Here is a 20,039-nt window from a genome sequence, read left to right on the forward strand (position 1 = left end):
TTTTCTCTCAGTGGCTTGCACCGCTGAACCATGGTGTGACGGCACACGTAACCGTTAGAACTTGAGCTTCACCCCAACTTTACCGCCGAAGCTCTGATAGTCTTTAGACAGATCGCTCTCGACTTGGAGGAAGCCGGAAAGCGGCCCACCATTATCGACCGAGATGCCCGCTTCCAGATTGCCGTACGTATCAATCGGGTTGTTCTGGAAACCGATCTCTCCGTCATTGATGAGGAAGCGAACATCGGCTTTGCCATCGAACTCATGCACCAGATTGGTACCGAGATAGTAGCCGATGTTAGCGCCGCTTGCGGTCTTGCTTTCACCGCCAAAGCGGATGCCAGCGGTCCCGCGGGCGCCGTTCACATTGTCGAAGACAAAGGTTTGAGCCTCGATCACCAGATCATCAAGATTAGTCTTTTGGAGATCAAAGGCAGCGTTCGGCTCAACATAGAAGCTGTCATCGCCAAAGCGATACCCTGCTTGCGCACGAAGGCCAAAGGCCTGCCCATCAAGCGTTCCGTTGAAGCCTGCACCCGTCGGGTCAGACAAATCGCCAGAGATGCTGTCAAACTTGACCAGAGCATCTGCAAAGAACGAGCCCGCCGCATAAGAGGCTGACAGACCAATGTTGAGCGTGTCAAAATTGATCCGGTTGCCGTTCTCATCCTGACGCGCAGTTGAGCTGAGGAAGCCGCCTGTGACGCCCAGTGTAAAGGCATCGCCCAGCGCATAATCGGCGCCGCCTTGGAGGCCGAAGAAGTCCTGCGAGTAATCAAGCGCCGCATCATTGAGGCCAAGGCCAGCCCGATCGCGGAAAGTCTCTTCCCGATTAGCGGATGCGCCGTAAGCAACCACCCAGACAGGTGTACCTTCTCCAGCGCTCTCGTTCGCACGAGAGTTAACGCGCTGGTCAGCCCATGCATCTGCGCTGCGATACCACAGCGCCTGCGCATTCTCAGCGATCTTGGTGCCTTCAAACACGCGTTCACTCAAGATGACTTCGAATGAGAAAGTGTTTGCGGCAGCATCAAAGCTGAGGTCTGCATTGAGGAATGGAGTGATCTGCTGACCATCGCCGAGAACAAAAGCGGTTGCTTCTGTACCCGCGCCCGCTTGGACAACCACAAAGTCCTGATTGAAGCTGAACCCTGAGCTGATTGCGTTGAGCGCAATCGTAGTCGTGCCCGTTGCCGCGCCTCCGATGATCAGCTGATCGGAAGTGCTTGCGGCAAAATCGACATCCAAGACAATATCGCCGCCTGTGCCCACGAAATCGCCCGAAGTGGTGAAGGTGCCGGTTGCAGCGCCATCGGCCAGCGACAGCGTGCCGCCTGACTGAAGCGTCTCAAGCCGGTCAAACTGAACCGCCCCGGTGGCTGCGATTGTGCCCGTGTTTACAAGCGTGTCATCGCCATCACCAAAGTCGCTGGTACCCGCAGCTGCAAAGGTGCCGCTATTGGTGAAGCTATCATCAGCTGCGGCAAACTGGATCGCGCTGGAAAGCGTGCCAGAGTTATCCAGTGTGATCGAGCCAGTCTCCGGTCCGCTTGCAAGAACCGCGAAGTCCCCGCCAGACAGGTTGCCGCTATTGTTGATGGTCACCGCGCCGCCGCCTGTTGCAACGTCCAGACCGTTCTGCGTGCCGCTTGTTGTGCCGCCAACGCTAAGGTTGATCGTGCCTGCACCGGTGGTGGTGGCCGCAACGCCAGCAATCGAACCGGTGATATCGCCAGCAGTTTGCACATCGACCACGCCGCCATTGGCATTGGCTGCAACGCCATTGCCGCCTGTGCCAATGATCGCGCCAATGTCAGTGACAGTGATATTGCCGCCCTGCGTAAGCAGATCGAGGCCATCGCCTGCCTGGCCTTCGACCAGATCAATCGTGCTGATCGTGATGTCGCCAGTGGTTGGGCGCACATAAATGCCGTCAGTCGCGCCAATGACGCTGCCCGAGGAACCCTGCACCGTGACATTGCCGCCGGTTGATCGCGCATCAATGCCGAAGCCGCTCGTGCCGGTGACCACTGCGGTGGAGCCCAATGTGATCACAGTGTCACCCGAGGTCGCATTGCTGTCGATCCCAACCGCGCCGGTCACTTGGTCCACCAGCATGGTGACCCCGCCTGCGCTAAGCTGATCAGCGAAGATACCTGCGGTGGCGCCAGTGACGGTGCCTGCTGAGCTATCAATTGCCAGATCTGTACCAGACGCTGCATTGCTTGCGCTAATGCCTGCGCCCTCAGTGCCAGTCGCGTTGGCCGCAGTGACAGAAAGCGAACCGCTGCCGTTATTGACCGCTGCGATACCATTAGCGCCGCCGCTTACGCTGCCAGCGCTGCTGTCAATCGCAAGGTTCGTGCCAGCATTATCCGCCGCGATGCCGTCGCCGGCTTCGCCGATGATGTCGGCCGTGGTGAGGATCAGCTCGCCCGTGCCGTCATTATCTGCATTGATGCCGTTGGTCGCGCCAGTGACTGTGCCTGCAGAGCTGTCAATCGAGAGATCACCCGCGCTCGCTGCTGTGCTCGCGTCGATCCCAGCACCTTCCGTGCCTGTCACATCAGCTGCCACGACCGAAGTGAGACCAGTCCCGCTATTGCGCGCCAGAATGCCTGAGATAGCGCCAGAGACACTGCCCGCAGAGCTATCAATCGCCAAGTCGCCGGTGCCCGCCGCATTTTGAGCGTCAATGCCTTGACCCGAAGAGCCAGTAACACCAGCAGTGGTGATCGTCAGATCGCCTGTCTCAATATTGCGAGCGTAAATACCATCGGTGCCGCCAGTGACTGTACCAAGAGTGCTGTCAATGGTGATATCTGCCCCGGCTGTTCCGGCGCCCTCGCCGCTTTCAGTGGCGTAAATGCCAGTGCCGCTTGTGCCGGTCACATCGCCGGTCACAATCGTCAGATTACCCTGTGATGAGCTGACATTGGAGGCGAAGATACCATCACGCCCGCCAACAACTGCGCCAGCTGTGCTGTCGATGCTCAGCTCATTGCCATAATTGGTAGCATTGATGCCCGCTTGGCCGCCAGTCACATTGGCCGCAGTGATCGATAGCGAGCCAGTGCCATAACCAGACTGGAATGCCTCAATCCCTGCAATACCGCCGCTGACATCACCTGCGACCGTGTTAATCACAAGGTCGCCGTCTTCTGCATCGTTCAATGCGTAGACACCGCTGCGAACCTCACCGGTGACATCACCAGTCGTGATCGAGAGCGTGCCGCTGCCATAGCTGACAGCACTGATGCCGGATTGACCGCCGGTGACCGCGCCAGCACTGCTATCGATGCTCAGGCCATTGCCCGCAGTATTAGCGTCAATACCATCACCGGTAGTGCCGGTCACATTGGCTGTCGTAACTGTTGTAATGCCGGTGCCAGTATTGCTGGCAACGATACCGTCAGTAACGCCGGTGATCGTTCCCGCGACTGTATTGACCAGCAGATCAGTACCAGCCGCCGAGGCCGTGATACCCTCACCGCCAGTGCCCGTCACATCAGCCGTGGTCACACTGGTAGCGCCAGCGCCGCTGTTCACCGCGCGGACACCGATTGCGCCCGTCACACCGTAATTGGTGGTGTCGATAGTCACATCACCTGAGGCAGAGCCATCAACGCCGTAAGTCTCGCCAGAAACTACGCCTGAGGTGCCAATGGTCACGCTCCCGCCATTGTCAGCATAGGCTGCAATTGCGATGCCGCCCGTCGCGGTGATCCCGCCATCAAAACCGACATTGTCGATAGTGATGTTGCCACTATCCGCATCGGCAAAGATACCGTTTCCGCCAAGGCCCGTGACCGTGCCGATATCAGTGACCGCAATATCGCCGCCGTTTGATACCAGGTTAAGCCCGTCGCCCGCTTGGCCCGTCACACTGTCGAGACCAGACACAGTGATGTCTGCGCCTTGCGTGCTCAGCGCGATACCTGTGGTCGCGCCGACCACATTGCTCTCTACGCCGGTCCCGCCGGTCAGGATAATATTCGCACTATCTTGCGCGGTCGAAGCCAGAATGCCTTCAGCGCTCTCGCCCGTCACATTGCCGACGGTGATCGTCAGATCGCCAGAGCCAGCGTGATTTGCGTAAATACCGCGATTGCCGCCCATGACTGCGCCTGCGCTGGTGTCAATGACCAGCGAGTCAGATGCAGCATCGGTAGTGACATTCATGCCGTCACCATTTTCAGAACTCACGACGCCAGTGATGATCGAAGTCGAGCCCGGCCCAGTGTTGTTTGCTGCAATACCGGCTTGTCCGCCGCTGACTGCGCCCGCGCTTGTATCAATCACAAGGTCGCCATTGGCCACATTTGCCGAGATTGCGGTGTCTGCGCCGGTGACGTTTGCTGTCGTGATCGAAATTGAGCCTACAAAATTGTGTGCAACGTCAATGCCGTCCTGACCGCCTGTTACAGCGCCCGCAGTCGTATTGATCGTTGTATCGCCGGCTGTCTCGGCGTTGCGCGAAAAGATACCGTCACCAGCGGTGCCAGTAACATCAGCCGTCGTGATCAAAGTATCGCCGGTGCCATTGTTCAGCGCGTTAATGCCATTCTGCACGCCAGTTACCGCACCAGCGCTACTGTCGATCACAAGGTCAGTGCCCTCGTTGCGCGCATCAATGCCGTTGAAATCAACGCCAGTGCCGGTGACATCAGCCGTCGTGATCGATAGGGCACCCGTACCTAAGTTTTCAGCCAGAATGCCGTTTTCGCCGCCAGTAACGACGCCCGCGACAGTGTTGATGATCAAATCAGTACCGCCGTCATTTTCAGCTTCGATACCGTGCTGCTCTTCACCGGTTACATCAGCGGTGGTGATCGAAAGAGCACCCGAGCCCCGGTTGCGCGCAAAGACGCCTGTGCCTTCGCCCAATACGCTGCCGTAAGAGGTGTTGATTGTAAGGTCAGCGCCGTCATTGAAAGCCTCAATACCTTCATCGCCCGCACCCGTGACATCAGCGGTGATGATTGTCAGCGAGCCTGATCCGTCATTGTCACCTTCGATTCCTTCAAAATCGCCAAACACAGCGCCTGCGCGGGTGTCTATGGTAAGGTTAGTGCCCTCGTCAGAATTATACGCGTAAACGCCGTAGTCACCCCCCGTGAGCGCCGCGGTCGTGATAACGACTTCGCCTGTGCCGTAGTTTCTGGCGTAAATTGCGTCATCATCGGCAGCTGTGACTGTACCAGCCGTGGTGTCGATGATGAGGTCAATGCCATAGCTGTAAGCGCGGACACCAAAATCCCCGCCAGCGGTCACATCGCCGGTCGTGATAGTGGTGCTTCCGGTGCCTTCGTTCCGGACATAAATCCCATCATTGCCTGCCACGACTGCGCCCGCGGTTGTGTCGATTGTAAGATCGCCAGCCGTTCCGGCATTGCGAGCATAGATGCCATAACCAGCAGTGCCAGTAACATCAGCTGTGGTGATGGTCGTGGCGCCTGTACCATTATTGGTTGCGCTGACGCCATCAGTGCCGCCGCTCACCGCGCCCGCGGCGGTGTTGATGGTAAGGTCGGTTGCATCAAAACCGTTAGACACGCCCACAGCGAAGCCATTCTCGCTAGAGACATTGGCGGTGGTCACAACAGTGCTGCCGGTGCCGCCATTGAATGCATCTATCCCAGACACATATGTTCCTGTGCCTGAATTCGTAACAGCCCCCGCCGACGTGTCGACGATGAGGTCAGTGCCGCTAGTCGTCACAGTGATTGCAGCATCATCGACGCTTGTGACATCACCAGTGATGATCGACGTTAGACCTGCGGAATTGTTAAGCAGGGCAACGATGCCGCGAGTTCCGCTGACGGTGCCAGCGGTGGTGTCAAGAAAGACATCGGTGCCCTCGCTCCTAACCAAGATCGCATCATCGCCACCTATGACATCAGCTGTCGTAATTCTTGTGACACCTGTGCCATTGTTGTCGACATCGATACCGTCAGAAGCGCCCGTGACAACGCCCGCTGTCGTATCAATGCTGATCGTTCCGGCATTGGCGTCAAAGTTCTGCGCTCTGATGGCGTCACCATTTGTGGCGGTGACATCGGCAGTGGTGATCGAAAGATCGCCTGTGCCGCGATTGTCAGCGGTGATCCCACCGACAGCTCCTGTGACGCTGCCCGCAGTGGAATTGACAATAAGGTCACTGCCGTAAGTGCCTTCGCCATCATCGCTCGCGTCAATCCCGAAGCGCGTCAGGCCGGTCACATCACCCGTCACAACCGAGGTGATGCCAGTGCCTTCGTTCTCGGCGCGAATGCCATTTCCTTGGCCGCTAACCGTTCCCGCGGTTGTATCGATCAAAACGTCGGTACCAAAGTTCCTTGTCCTAATCCCGTCGCCATAGGAGCCTGAGACATTGGCGGTGGTGATCGACAAAACGCCGCTTCCGCCGTTGGAGGCATTGACACCGTAAGTACCGCCGCTGACCGCGCCTGAGACCGTATCAATCGTGAGATCGCCAGCCGTTGCGAAATTGCGCGCGTTAATGCCATCATCCGAAATGCCAGTAACATCAGCCGCTGTGATCGCAGTATTGCCGCTGCCATAGTTGGTAGCGCGAATGCCGCTTCCGGCCGCTGTTACCGCGCCCGCCGTGGTGTTTACGGTGAGATCGGTACCGCTATTTCGCGTGAAAACTCCATTGCCGACCGTGCTGTCAATCGCACCCGATGTAATCGAGAGCGCACCTTGGCCGCGATTATTCGCATAAATCCCGGTGTTGTTGCTCGTCACGCTGCCAGCTGAGCTATCAATGACAAGATCCTGCGCGGCCGAGCCGTTGGTCGCAAGAATGCCGATACCAGGACCTTCTCCGCTTCCCTCTCTTGCGAATACGTCCCCAGTGGTAATTTCAGTCGAGCCATTCCCTTCATTCCGGGCAATGATACCGTTGAACGTCGCATCAACGGTGCCCGCAGAGCTATCAACTGTAAGAGCGCCAGTACTGGCGAAGTTTTCTGCCACGATACCGACATTTCCACTATTAACATTGGCAGTGGTTATTGAAAGATCGCCGACGCCTCTGTTTTCAGCATCAATCGCGTCGGTGGCGCCGGAAACGGTGCCCGCAACGGTCTTGATCGTGATATCGCCTGCACCGTAGCCTGCTTCGCCATATTCACGAACGAGGATGCCTGCGCCAGTCTGGCCTGTGACATCAGCCGTTACGATTGTGGTCGATTGATTTTCGGCATAGGCGCGACTGAAGGCGTAAATGCCGCGATTGGCGCCGGTTATCGCACCAGCGCTGGAATCGATCATGACAGAGCCAGAGCCATAGGCCGTATCGACATTGATGCCGTCGCCAGCCGAACTGGTCACATCGGCGGTAGTGATGGCGACGTTCGCCTCGCCGCCCTCACCGTCTATATCAACGTCAATGCCAGTGGTATCGCCGCTTACCGTGCCAGCCACACTGTTGATGGTGACATCGCCATAGCTGAGAACGGAGATCCCGTCTTCGCCGCCGCTTGCATCAGCGGTCGTGATCGACAGATCATCATAGCTGAAGTGGAACACCTCAATGCCGTCATCGCCGCCCGATACAGCACCCGCGCTGGTATCGATGGTTAGCGAGCCGGAACCGAAACCGGTGTAAGCGTAAACACCATCGATATCGCTGGCGGTGACATTGCCGGTCGTAATTGCCGCGTCACCTGAGCCATCATTCCGCAGATAGACCCCGAAACTGTCGCCGTTCACTTCGCCAGCTGTCGTGTCGATGGTGATGTCCTGGCCGCTATTGTATGCGACCACAGCGCCGCCGTAGTCAGAGGAAACATCGCCAGTCGTGATAGTAGTATTGCCAGTGCCGTAAGCGCGCGCCGTGATACCTGAGGATCGGCCCGTTACCTGCCCCCCGGCGGTGTTAATCGTGAGGTCAGTCGTCGAAGCGCCCGAATAGGCATAGATGGCATAGTTGCCCTCGCCATCGACACCGCCAGTCGTGATCGTGGTGGTGCCAGACCCATAATTGCGGGCTTCAATGCCCCCGCCGCCGCTTGTCACCGCGCCTGCACTGGTGTCAATAATCAGATCGCCAGTACCCGGCCCTTGATTGATCGCACTAATGCCATAGCCGGAGCCGCCAGATACGGCTCCTGTTGTGATCGAGAGGTCACCAGTGTCGAAGTTGAAGGCGTCAATCCCATCCTCAGCGCCGGTCACGGTGCCAAGAGTGGTGTTGATTGTGATGTCAGCGCCGTTGCCGGCCTCGCCATCGTCGCGCACATTGATGCCGTCGGCCGCAAGGCCGGTAACGTCAGCGGTCGTAATGGTCGCGTTTTGCTCGTCGCCATAATTGCGCGCGCGAATGCCGTTTTGAGCGCCTTCGACCGCGCCCGCGCTGGTGTCGAGGATCAGCTCACCACCGATGATATCGTTGATGACATCCACGCCGTTGCTGGATTGGCCGGTAACCGCTGCCGTAGTGATCGTGACCGCGCCCGTGCCTTGGTTGCGGGCTTGGATGCCACTATCTGCGCCCATCACGGTGCCCGCCGAGCTATCAATGATGAGGTTGCCTGTAGTGGAGTCTTGATTGCGTGCTGCAATGCCATCGCCAACCGTACCTGTGACGTCAGCGGTAGTGATCGAGAGATCGCCAGTGCCGGAGTTCGCGGCATAGATGCCATCGCGACCACCCGTGACGGTGCCCTGAGCGGTGTCGATGGTGACGTCAACGCCAGCGCCTTCCTCACCACTGTCGTTAACATTGACGGCGTCACCGTCGGTGGCTGACACATCAGCTGTAGTGACCGAGATATCTCCTGTACCGTAATGATCAACCAAGATCCCCCGATAGCTGCCGGTCACAGAGCCAGCCGAGCTGTCGATTGTGAGGTCGCCAGAGATCGCATCGGCATTGGTGTTGATAGCAACGATACCGATGCTGCCGCCGCTCACATTGCCGGTCCGGATGATCGTGTCACCCGTGCCGTTGTTCGTGGCCCGGATGCCTTCGTTTTCACCCGCCACATCGCCTGAGGTACTGTCGATGGTAAGGTCGCCAGAGGCAGCCTGATTTGTGGCAGAGATCCCTTGAGCGAAACCAGGCGCAGGGCCATCAATGTAGCCACCAGATACATCGCCGGTGGTGATGATAGTGTTGCCACTGCCAGAATTCGTGACAACGATACCGGCTGAATTTCGCCCGCCAGCAGTGACCGAACCAGCCGTGGTGTTGACCGCTACATCGCTGCCTGAGTGGCTGACGCGGATCGCGTCTCCGCCTGTTTGAGAATAGACCTCGCCTGTCGTGATGCTGGTGATGCCAGTGCCAGTGTTGGTCGCCAAAATCCCTGTAGCATCATAGGCGTAAACGCGCCCCGCCGTTGTATCGATGACAAGGTTTTCGCCCTCATTCACCGCTTCAACCGCATCGCCAGCTTCACCGTAGGAGCTTACATCGCCTGTGGTGATGTTGGTGGAGCCGGCTCCATTGTTCTGCGCATCAATTCCGCCGTAAATGCCAGACACCGCACCTGCGCTGCTGTCGATAGTCAGATCGCCCGTCGACGCGTTGGCGTTTCTTGCAAGAATACCCGCTGCTGACTGGCCGGTCACATCCGCAGTGGTGATCGAAAGATCACCAAGAGCTTTATTGGTGGCCTCAATGCCGTAAGTCGCACCGGTGACATCGCCTGCCGAACTGTCGATTGCAATTCCGCCAGCGCCATAGGCACCTATGCCATATGTACCAGCGACAATACCCGAACCACTTTGTCCAGTGACATCGCCTGTGGTGATGGTAGTGGGCGATTCATAGCCGCGATTGTAAGTGTAGATGCCGTTATTGCTGCCAGTAACGGCGCCAGCGCTTGAATCGATGCTGATGTCGCCAGAGCCGTATTCGTTCTCCACTCTGATGCCGTCTCCATCTGCTGCGGTCACATCAGCGGTCGTGATGGCAATAGAGTAGCCTCCAAAAGATTGATCATAGTGAATGACGTCGATGCCATCTCGCGCGCCGGACACTGTGCCTGCGGTGCTGTCGATGCTGATATCACCATAATTGCTGCGCGCGAAGATACCGTCATCGCCCGAGCCGCTAACATCGGCAGTCGTGATCGTAAGATCGCCAAAGCCAAAGTGAATGCCCTGGATCCCGTCGTCACCGCCTGAAACCGCACCGGCGCTTGTGTCAATCGTGAGGGACCCGGCTGTGAAGGTATTGTAAACATAGACACCATCGGAGTTGGTGCCCGTGACATCACCCGTGGTGATGACAGTATCGCCTGTCCCATAATTGCGTGCGTCAATCCCGGTCTCGCCGCCGGAGACTGCACCAGCGCTGCTGTCGATCGTGAGGTCGCCTGCATTCCCTGTGACCTCCACATAGATGCCGTCGCCATTTGTGCCGATTACATCAGCCGTGGTGATCGTCGTTTGTGGGACGATACCAGTATCTCCGTCTGTAGAAGCGTCAATGCCGTTAAGGGCGCCGGTGACTGTGCCCGCGGTGGTGTCGATTGTGTGAGCATCGCCTACTTCGACGAGACTTGAGTCAATCCCATCATCAGTATCGCCGGTCACATCGCCCGTGATGACTGATAAACCGCCATAGCTTCGATGGTCAGCGACAATCCCGGCAGTGCCGCCAAAAACAGCGCCGGCCGTGCTATCAATCGAAAGACCGCTGCCGCTTTCACCTGAATCCGCATAGATGCCGTAGCCTGTGGAGCCCGTCACATCGGCGGTGGTGATCGTGGTGGTGCCAGTGCCATAGTTGCGTACAAAAATTCCACGCTCGCCGCCCGTCACCGCTCCCGCGCTGCTGTCGATAGTGAGATCGACCGTACCAGATCTGTTGTAAGCATCGATGCCGTCATCCATCGTTCCGGTAACGCCTGCGGTGGTGATTGTGGTGCTGCCAGTGCCATAGTTGCGCGCGAAAATCCCATTATCATCGCCAAGCACAGCGCCCGCGCTGCTATCGATAGTGAGGTCGCCAGCTGCGACACGATTCAGGACGTCAATGCCATTGCCGCCTTCACCGTCGACATTAGCGGTTGTAATCGACGTGGCGCCGCTAATGTTGTCCGCGAAGATACCATTGACACTGCCGGAAACCTCGCCAGCAACCGTATCAATGAACACTCCGCGATCGCCAGAGCTGTGTAACACACGAATGCCATCGCCCCCCTCGCCATCAACATCTGCGGTGGTGAGATAAAGCCCACCATCGCTCGCTTGCTTCTCCGCGATTATGCCGCTGCCACCACCAATGACAGACCCGGCGGTTGTATCGATAGTAAGGTCAGCCCCTGTCCCCAGTTCACCTCTCAGTCTAGCATCGATGCCAGTGCCAGTAGCGGCGGTCACATCTCCGGTGATGAGCGTCGCCCCATCGGAGGACGTAGTTGATGTGTAGAGCGAGATACCGCCATTGCCCCCACTCACTACGCCGCCACTCGTATCAATCAGGACGGTCCCTGACCCGGTGGCTGTAGCAACGCGAAAACCCACATCGTTTTGACTGGTGACATCGCCGGTTGTGATTGTTGTGGTGCCAATGCTCCTCTGGCTCGCATCGATGCCACGGTCGCCACCGCTGACAGCGCCTGCGGTCGTATCAATGGTGAGATTGCCCGCTGACCTCTCGTTATCCACGTAGATGCCATTGCCTGCTTCGCCATCGACGTCGCCGGTGGTGATTGAGGTGTCGCCGGTGCCATTGTTGCGCGAGCGGATGCCGTTTTGGCTGCCTGTTACCGCGCCTGCGCTGCTGTCGATAGTGAGGTTGCTAGCAGCCGCTTCATTAGTGGCGTAAATGCCATTGCCGCCCTGGCCCGTGACCCCAGCTGTGGTGACCGAAAGATCACCCGTGCCGTAATTTCTTGCACGAATGCCATTAGCGGTGCCGCTGACCGTGCCTGCGCTGCTATCAATGCTCAGGTCAACGCCGTAGTTCGTTGAGAAAATGCCATTCCCGCCGCTGGCCGTTACATCGCCCGTGGTGATCGCTGTGCTGCCCGCGCCAGTGTTTCGGGTGATTATGCCCGCATAGTAGCCGCTTACCGCGCCTGCGCTGCTATCAATGATAAGGTCAGAATTGGACTGGAGCGCATAAATACCAACGTCGTTTGACGCGGTAACATCCGCAGTGGTGATCCTGGTGTCACCAGTGCCTTCGTTGGAGACATCGATGCCATTTGTGCTGCCGGTCACCGCGCCAGCGGTGCTGTCGATGATGAGATCAGTGGCGCTGGCCTCGTTGCGGGCATTGATGCCATCGCCAGCTTCTCCAGTGACGTCGGCTGTGGTGATTCTGGTTAAGCCAGATCCGCTATTGACCGCATCGATGCCGTTTTGGCTACCTGTTACCGGGCCAGCGGTGGTGTCAATGATGATATCGCTGCCAGAGCCGGAGTTTCTAGCGTCAATGCCATCGCCGCCCTCGCCATCGACATCGGCTGTTGTGATTGTGGTGTCGCCAATGCCTTCATTGATCACTCCTATGCCGTTCTCACCAGCGGTTACCGCACCCGCGGTGCTGTCGATAGTGAGAGCGCCAGAGCCATAATAATTGCGTGCATATATGCCGTTATTTGTTGAACCGGTGACATTTGCGGATGTGATTGTGGTGTCGCCCGAGCCATAGTTTCTTGTATAAATGCCGTTGTAAGAGCCAATCACCGTCCCAGCGCTGCTGTCGATGGTAATTGCTACACCATCATTATGCGCATAAATGCCGGCGCTGCCTTCGCCGGTCACATCCCCAGTAGTTACAGATATGCTGCCCGTGCTATTGTTGTCCGCGTAAATACCAGTCCCGGCTCCGGTTACTGCTCCGGCGCGGCTATCAATGGCGATGTCGCCAGAGGTATTGTTCTCGGCATAAATCCCGTCGCTGCCCAGGCCGGTCACGTCACCGCCCGTGGTGATGTCGATGCCGTTATAGATGCCATACGCATCGATACCGAAACCGCTGCCAATAATCGAGCTGGAGCCACTCGACTGCGTGATGACAACTGAATTTGCAGCACTGATATTGATGCCATCGCCACCGCCAACGCTAGTGTCGACTGCAAAGCCGTCTTCGATTGTCACGACCACATCGCCGCCATCACCAGACAGGTCCTGCTCAACCGTCGCTGGACCGCCATTGTCTTCGCACACAAAATTGTTCGGCGTGCCTTCCACACATGCATCTTGCGCAAGCGCAGGTGACTGCGCGGCCAGCAAAGCAACCGGCGCGGCTGACCAGCGTAACAAACGACGGGCAAGAGAAAGGGTCGTCGATCCTCGCCCGCCGTCTGCCACAGTGCCTGATCCAGAAGAGACCAGACCAAGCTCAGGTGAATAACTTGCTGCAATGCCTTTGAACTTCGTCACGCGCCCACCGCGCAGCATCGCGGAGGTGCTCCAACGCAGGAAGTTCTCCGAACCACGAGCCGTCTCGTTCAGCGTGTTGTCGGTGTTCTGCGTATCGTTTTGCTTTGCCATGGTAGCCTCAAAGTTATCCGGTTGGATTGCTTAGTTCTGAAAAGGTTCCCGGCGTCTCAAATCGGGGTATGGAGACGCCGGGAGCAGGCAGACACCAGTGCCCACCTGCTTGAGTTGGTTTAGGTTTTCTGCATGGGCGCGAAGGTGATGAGCGTCGCGGCATCTTGCGATGTTGGCGAGACGGTCATCGGGCAGCGGAAGCCCTCGACCAGCTCGATATCGTAAAGCTCGCCAATGTCGCCATCGATGCGGAACCAGTCGACACAGTTGCCCGACTTCAGATCAATCACCTGAACCCCGCACCACGGCTCGCTATCGGTGTCCTTGAGCCGCTGATCGAGCTCGAGACCCTCGAACCGTTTGTAGCGCGGGCGCGATAGACCGACGAAGGCAAAGCCATCGTGGAAGGATAGACCGCGCAGGAAACCGGGGCAGAAGGCGACAGGCTTAAACTTGCCCATTTTCGCTTTGCCCCTTGGCATTTGGACATAGCCCAGCTCGCCCGTGCCAGCGTTCAGCACCCACAGCTTGCCATCATGCCAGCGCGGGGAATGCGGCATGGAGAGCCCCTCGCAAATGACTGTATTCTTCTCAACATCGATCACCACGCCGCCATCGGCCCGGCGATCGCGCCAACCATCAATGGTGTCGGATTTGGATACAGCGGTCACAAAGGCAGGCTTGCCATCGCGCATGGCAAGACCGTTCAGGTGACAGCGATCCTCATCAACGACATCGCTGATGAAATCGGGCTTCCAAATCGGCTCAAAAGAATGCCTAGGCGAGGTTTTGGCCAGACAATTGTAGCGCGTGTTGACGAAGACGATATCGCCGTTCTCCAACGCGCCCACGTCATGCGCGTCGAGCTGACCCGTCACATAATTGATGCGCGGCATGAAGCAGGCATCATATGTCTGATTGATCCGCTGATCAGGCTCGAGCACATTCTCAAGCCGCATGATCTGCGCGCCTGCCGACAAGACCAGCCGTCCATTGCCATCCGCGCACAGCCCCATGGGCTTGGGCATGCCTGACTGATGTAACTGAGCCTTACCCTGCGCATTGCTGCCGAGCATATAGAGAAGGCCCGACTGGTAAGAAGTGAATGCGAGCGAGGCATTCATCCCGTGAAGCCGCCGGATCATTCCGCCTGAAAGCGAATACTCAGCTTTGGGCTCCTTAGCGGGCGCCTGACTTGGTGTGACACGCTGAGGCTGAGCTGGCGCAGGTGCGGCTGGCGCGGTTGCTTGCGCAGGCTCTGGTTTCGACTTGGGCGTAGACTTGGATTTGGTTTTCTGCATGTTTGACCCTTTCAATGCGGGTCAAGATGCGACCCCCAGAAAGGTCAGCAATGGCATGCAAGCGTTGGAGTGAACGTTGTAACAATCGTCGTTATTTGCAGAAATACCGTGGTATTTTCACGTATATGCGTTTTAATTGCGCGTCATTCGGGCTCGCTGAGGAAATTCCGGACCAAGTCGACGAACTGAATTGAAGCCTTCTCGCGCCCAAGCAATAAGTGATTATTGCTATCGACGCTGGCGATCCGCGCATTGGGAATTTGAACCGCGATCGAGCGCCCCGTCGAAAACGGAATGCGCATATCGCCCCGGCTATGCACAACCAAGGTGGGGCACTGCACTTTGGCAAGGTCTGCGCGCACATCGATGGTTGCAAACGCCTCAAGGAAACGCAGCGCATTCTCAGAGCTGGTGGTCAGCCGTTGAAACTCGTCAAACCAATCGAGCTCGTCAGCACTGGCATCGGGCATGAAAGTGCGGGAAAAGACGTGACGGTAGGCAGGGTTATCCATGCCCCATCCTGTTTCAGTCAGCACCATCACAGCCTCGCGTTCACGCACCTGATCAGCCGTCGCGGTGTGCCGCCAGCCCTGGTCATATGCGCCAAACAGGATCAGCTTTGAAACGCGCTCTGGATAGAGCGCTGCGTATCTGATCGACACAGCTGCACCTTGGCTAATGCCGAGCAACGGAAACCGGTCAAGGCCTGCTGCATCAACGACTTGGTCAAGATCCTCAACGAATTTTTCGAAACTGATTTCGTCAACGTCCCAGTCTGACAGACCGCAACCGCGCTCATCATAGCGAATGAAATGATGGGTTTTTGAAAGCTGCTTAAATAATGGGCTCCAAATTGGCGCATCCCAATCCAGCTCGAGATGATTGAGCCAATTTGCGGCCTTCACTAGCGGGGGATTCTCAGGCCTACCCACGCTCGCCCAGGCTATACTCACCCCGTCCTGACCATCAACAAAGCGGATTTGCTGCTCCGCTGGAGCAATCATTGTCCGCTCGCTGGTCTCCTGTTCCGCCACCGGATCAATAGTAAACTCCGGCGGTTCGATACCCGCTTCGCGAAAGGTCTTTGTTAAATGCCCTGCGAGGCCTGTCGCGGCAGGCCGTCCTGCGGCAAAATATTTGCTTCTATGCGCTGCCGCTGCCGCCCCGCGCGAATAGGGCGATATTCTGAGCCAGCGTTCGGCCCACTTATCGCGGGTTTGCCAATTGAGGCTTTCGTCTCTTGCAAATCTTTTGGCGACCCCGCCGCGCAAGCGGCCATAGTCGCGCCGGTAGCTCTCAACCCAAATCATGTAATTGGATTGATTGGGCAGTTCGCAGCCCTCCAACGGGAGGCCTGTTGTTTCCTTCCAGATTTCGTCCGCTTCTTTTTGCTCAATACCAGGTTGATTGGCGAGCTGATTCAAGCGGTCTTTGTCGAAAGTTGCCAGGCCTGGGTCGAACCAAACGGTCTCCCGATCAGCCTTCAACACCTCTATACCATCAACATTGATCAAACCGCGCAATTTCGAAAGCGACCAGCGCAATCCGGCCAGCGGATCGTCAGTGCTGTCCCAAAACAATTCGCACAAGGAGCGGCGCGTATGCCGCGTGCCTGAAATGGCGAGGTAAGCAAGCAAAGCGCGAGTCTTGCGTGAGGAAGGCAGAGGAATAGGCTCGCCTGCACGGCTGATCTCAAACGGGCCGATTGTGCTGATCTGAATCGTCACTTGTCCCCCTCCAGCACAAGCTGAGTTCCTAGTAATACAATAGATACGCTCAAGGTTTGGTCCACATGCGCTGAAGATTAGCGATCGTCTTGTCCAACAATAGCAGCCCGTCTGTACCTTTCGGCAGGCTAGCTCGCAGCGCTTTGCGGCTGCGCTCCAAATCAAACAGCAGCTCTCGCTGTGTTTGATCAGAGATCAAACTCTCGATCCAGCCGACGCAGACAATTCTCTCGCCGCGCGTGACTGGCCTAACCTCGTGAATGCTAGAGGAAGGGTAGAGCACCAAATGTCCCGCCGGAGGCTTGATCGATTGTGATCCGCCTGCAGAATGGACCACCAGCTCGCCGCCATCATAATCACTTGGATCGGTTAGAAACAGGGTGAACGAGATATCGCTCCGCATCCGGGTTTCGCTATCTCCCATCAGCGCATTGTCGACATGCGGGCCGTAAAAGCCCCCATCAGCGGTCTTGCTGAGCATGATGTGCGAGAACCTGCGAGGCCGGGCTGCTGCCTTGACAATGGGGCTATCGACAATTTTGGGCAAAATGAATTCACGGACGGCCTGCCCAGCTGGCTCGCTCATAACCGCTTGCTCATTGCGCTTAACGCGCTTGGCAGTCTCCCCCGCCGTCTCGCGCCCATCGCGCCATTCAAGCGCGCTAACGAGCTCGCCCAAGGCTTCCAATTGGGCGGGATCTGGGATGGCTGGAATACTCAGAATCATTGAAAATACTTCTCAAATTGCGGGCAGAGGGATGCTGATTGGATTGATAGCGAAGCGCAAGGGTCAAAGCCATGCTGACCTTCGATCAACGCTGCGCTGGAACCCGGCTGCGAAAGATCGCATGCGGGCATGGAGCAATGTCTGGCGGCCTTCCGCATTTCGGGTGAACACCAGCGCCGAGCGGCCAACTGTGTCGCGCCAAATCTGCGCAAAGGCCTCGGCGTTTTCCTTTTGTCCGCCCAACGCGTGAGGCACTGCGTGAAAATCTGTGCGTCGCCGTAAGGTCAGCCAACGCAATCCAAACCACGACTTGCGCACCAGCAAATAGCGCGGGTTCTGAACCGGGCCGAGAACCTCTGCGATTGCCCGCATTACCTGCCGCTCAGTTGCGCGGCTAACGCCCGTGATCACAATGTCTTTGCGCCCATCAATGCTGGAGCGGACAGCGATTTTCGCGCTGGCGGCCTGAGAAGCTGATATAACGTCCGCCGAGGCGAGACCTTGCAGAACTGCGCTCGCGACCTCGTTCAAACTGCTTTCCAGTGAACCATTGCGCCACGCCAGCCGCCCTGCCTTGAAAAGCCGTGGTAAACTCGCCAGAGTTGCCGCGCCAGCCGCCCCCATTGCCAGCAAGCCTAGCCCTTCAAATGAGGCCAGCCCGCGCAGCTCATTAGCCGCCGCAAGAGCGCCGCTTCCAGTCGCAGTCCAGACCAGAGAGTGGAGCGTATCCGATGTACTGAGCGCGCGCGGCGTGTAGTTTGAGGCGGTGGTTTCTCGCACTCTAGAACGGGAAGTTCCCTGCCTGAGTGATTGTTTCCACTTCGCTTCTGTATCGTCCCGCGCCGCCGCCAGTATCAAGGTCGATTGGTTTTGCGCCGCGATGCTGTGGCTAGAATCGAGCGCCAGACGGCCAAGCCCGCTTTCAATCAGCTCGGAGGTTCCATTGGAAATTCCTTCAAACGCTTTGAAGCGGCGCGCGATCACGCCAATGTCGGAATTTGCGCCGCCGCCATCATTCAAAGCGCCCCAATCAAATCGCGCCGAGACCGCTTCGATCAGACCATTCGTCTCGGGCTCTATGGTGGCAAGGTGCCAAATGTTGGCGACTTTGTTCGGATCATCAGGATTGATACGAATTGCGCGCCCGCGCATCTGATTGGACAACATGAAAGATGCCGTGTTGCTCGCCAGCACAAGGCTATTCAGAGCGGGCGCATCCCACCCCTGCCCAAGAAGCGATTGGGTCCCTACCAAAATGCGGATGTCGCCGCGCATAAAGAGCGCTGTGATCACGCGGATCAGATCTGCATTGCTGGCGCCAGAAGCGCGCAGTTCCATCTGACCAGGGCATGCAGACATCGGCTTGTGTCGGAAGGTCTCGGCCTCAAATCCAAGGTCGGTGATGACCTCAGCCATGCTAGTCAAAGCTGCCTGAGGAATGATGACGAGGCTCCCTGTTAGGACAGCCAGTCGGTCCGCCTCAACCCCTGCCCGCCGCAAGCTCTCAAAGATCGGGATCACACCAAGCTTGGCGGGCTTAAAGGCATGCTCTGCGTTTCGTGGCAGCTCGCCCGCGCGAATGTGATCGGACAGTATAACCATGCGCAGTTTATCGCCTAGCGAGGCTTGCTCGGCTCTCGCGATAGTCTCGATACTCTCCAGCTTGGCGAGGCTGGCTGCGAGCAAGCGGAACACAGAGCGCGTATGGCCCAACCGCACGCGCTTGCCCTCGATCAGACCGCTACGATGCAACCGGTTTTCGAGCGCTTTGTGCTTCTCTCGCTCAAGTGGGAAAACATCCTTGTGCCGGAACACAAGCCCATCGAGCAGACGTTCCAACCAGAACTGCGATGGCATCGGGACATCGCGGGCCGACACTCCAAGTAAACGTAAGGGGCGCTTGGGCAGCTTGCGCCCTACTGAGCCCAAAAGCACTAGAACAGCGGAGAGCATTTCGGGCGCATCAAGGATATCCGGAACATGCGCCTCAGTATCGGTCAGCCATGGATGGCGCTCGAGCCATTCAAGCAAGTCATTATCGCCTCGCAAATCAACATTGAGATCGCTTACCGCTTTGCGACGACGCTCCAACAAAGCCAGTGCGTCCTCGGTCGGCTCCGACAAGATGAGATGATCCTGATGCGGGCAAAGATCATTATTGCGCACCAGTTCAGGAATGCCGATTTCCAGATCAATCGGGCCGCATAGCTCTTCGTATCGCCGCCACTCAGCCAGACTAGCATCATAAGGCGGGGTAGCGGTCAGCGCGACAATCTTCACACCGTTCAATTCACGCGAAAGCCTGTCGAGACACTCCCACCAGCTTCGGCGAAGGTGATGTGCTTCATCCAGCACGAGCGTCAGCGGGCCATGCTGATTGAGCGTGGTGATCAACGCTGTGAGCTCGTCCGAGCGCCGGTAGCTGTCGAGTGATTGATAAGTTGCCAAGGTTAGCGCTCGCGGGTCCGATAAATCCCGCGAGATGTCTTCATCTGTCGGAAGCTGCGGCATAAACAGCGGTGTCAGGCGGTCTCGCCATTGGTCGCGGATTGCCAGACTGGGCGCGAAGATCAGCGCCCGCTGACCGAGCCGCCGGACGATTTCGAGGCCCAATATTGTCTTACCGGCGCCAGGCGCTGCAACCACATGCAAGCGACCATCATCGAGATGATCGTCGATTTCGTTTAAGACGCGGGCCTGATAGTCACGCCACGTCCCGGAAAATCGCATTCGCTCAAGCATGAGGCTTGTCTACATTTGATTATGTCGCAAGCAATGGCTGATCACTGAACTACGCATGCCTTGCGCGGCGGCACTCAA

5 protein-coding genes are annotated in these 20,039 nt (G+C 57.4%); all 5 read right to left on the minus strand.

Translation table 11 applies throughout. The features are described from left to right. Positions 1–54: 54 nt before the first annotated feature. Positions 55–13,464 (minus strand): hypothetical protein, encoded by a 13,410-nt coding sequence (locus ACFCXQ_RS01385; protein ID WP_379552352.1) that lies wholly within the window; start codon positions 13,462–13,464, stop codon positions 55–57. A 119-nt stretch (positions 13,465–13,583) separates the two neighbouring features. Beyond that, entirely contained in the window at positions 13,584–14,765 is a 1,182-nt protein-coding gene (locus ACFCXQ_RS01390) for a TIGR03032 family protein (RefSeq protein WP_379552354.1), read from the minus strand. A gap of 143 nt (positions 14,766–14,908) precedes the next feature. Further along, positions 14,909–16,492 (minus strand): alpha/beta fold hydrolase, encoded by a 1,584-nt coding sequence (locus ACFCXQ_RS01395; RefSeq protein ID WP_379552356.1) that lies wholly within the window; start codon positions 16,490–16,492, stop codon positions 14,909–14,911. Between the two features lie 49 nt (positions 16,493–16,541). Further along, positions 16,542–17,219: a Fe2+-dependent dioxygenase gene (locus ACFCXQ_RS01400; protein ID WP_379552358.1), complete on the minus strand. Its 678-nt coding sequence runs from the start codon at positions 17,217–17,219 to the stop codon at positions 16,542–16,544. 63 nt (positions 17,220–17,282) lie between these two features. After that, entirely contained in the window at positions 17,283–19,961 is a 2,679-nt protein-coding gene (locus ACFCXQ_RS01405; RefSeq protein WP_379552360.1) for a DEAD/DEAH box helicase family protein, read from the minus strand. Positions 19,962–20,039 lie beyond the last annotated feature (78 nt).

Source organism: Qipengyuania rhodophyticola (assembly GCF_042493225.1).
In the GTDB taxonomy this organism is placed as follows: domain Bacteria; phylum Pseudomonadota; class Alphaproteobacteria; order Sphingomonadales; family Sphingomonadaceae; genus Erythrobacter.

Bases quoted from the DNA above. Each gene is read 5' to 3' on its own strand.
- ACFCXQ_RS01385 (WP_379552352.1), bottom strand. From the start codon at position 13,464: ATGGCAAAGCAAAACGATACGCAGAACACCGACAACACGCTGAACGAG.
- ACFCXQ_RS01390 (WP_379552354.1), bottom strand. From the start codon at position 14,765: ATGCAGAAAACCAAATCCAAGTCTACGCCCAAGTCGAAACCAGAGCCT.
- ACFCXQ_RS01400 (WP_379552358.1), bottom strand. From the start codon at position 17,219: ATGATTCTGAGTATTCCAGCCATCCCAGATCCCGCCCAATTGGAAGCC.
- ACFCXQ_RS01405 (WP_379552360.1), bottom strand. From the start codon at position 19,961: ATGCTTGAGCGAATGCGATTTTCCGGGACGTGGCGTGACTATCAGGCC.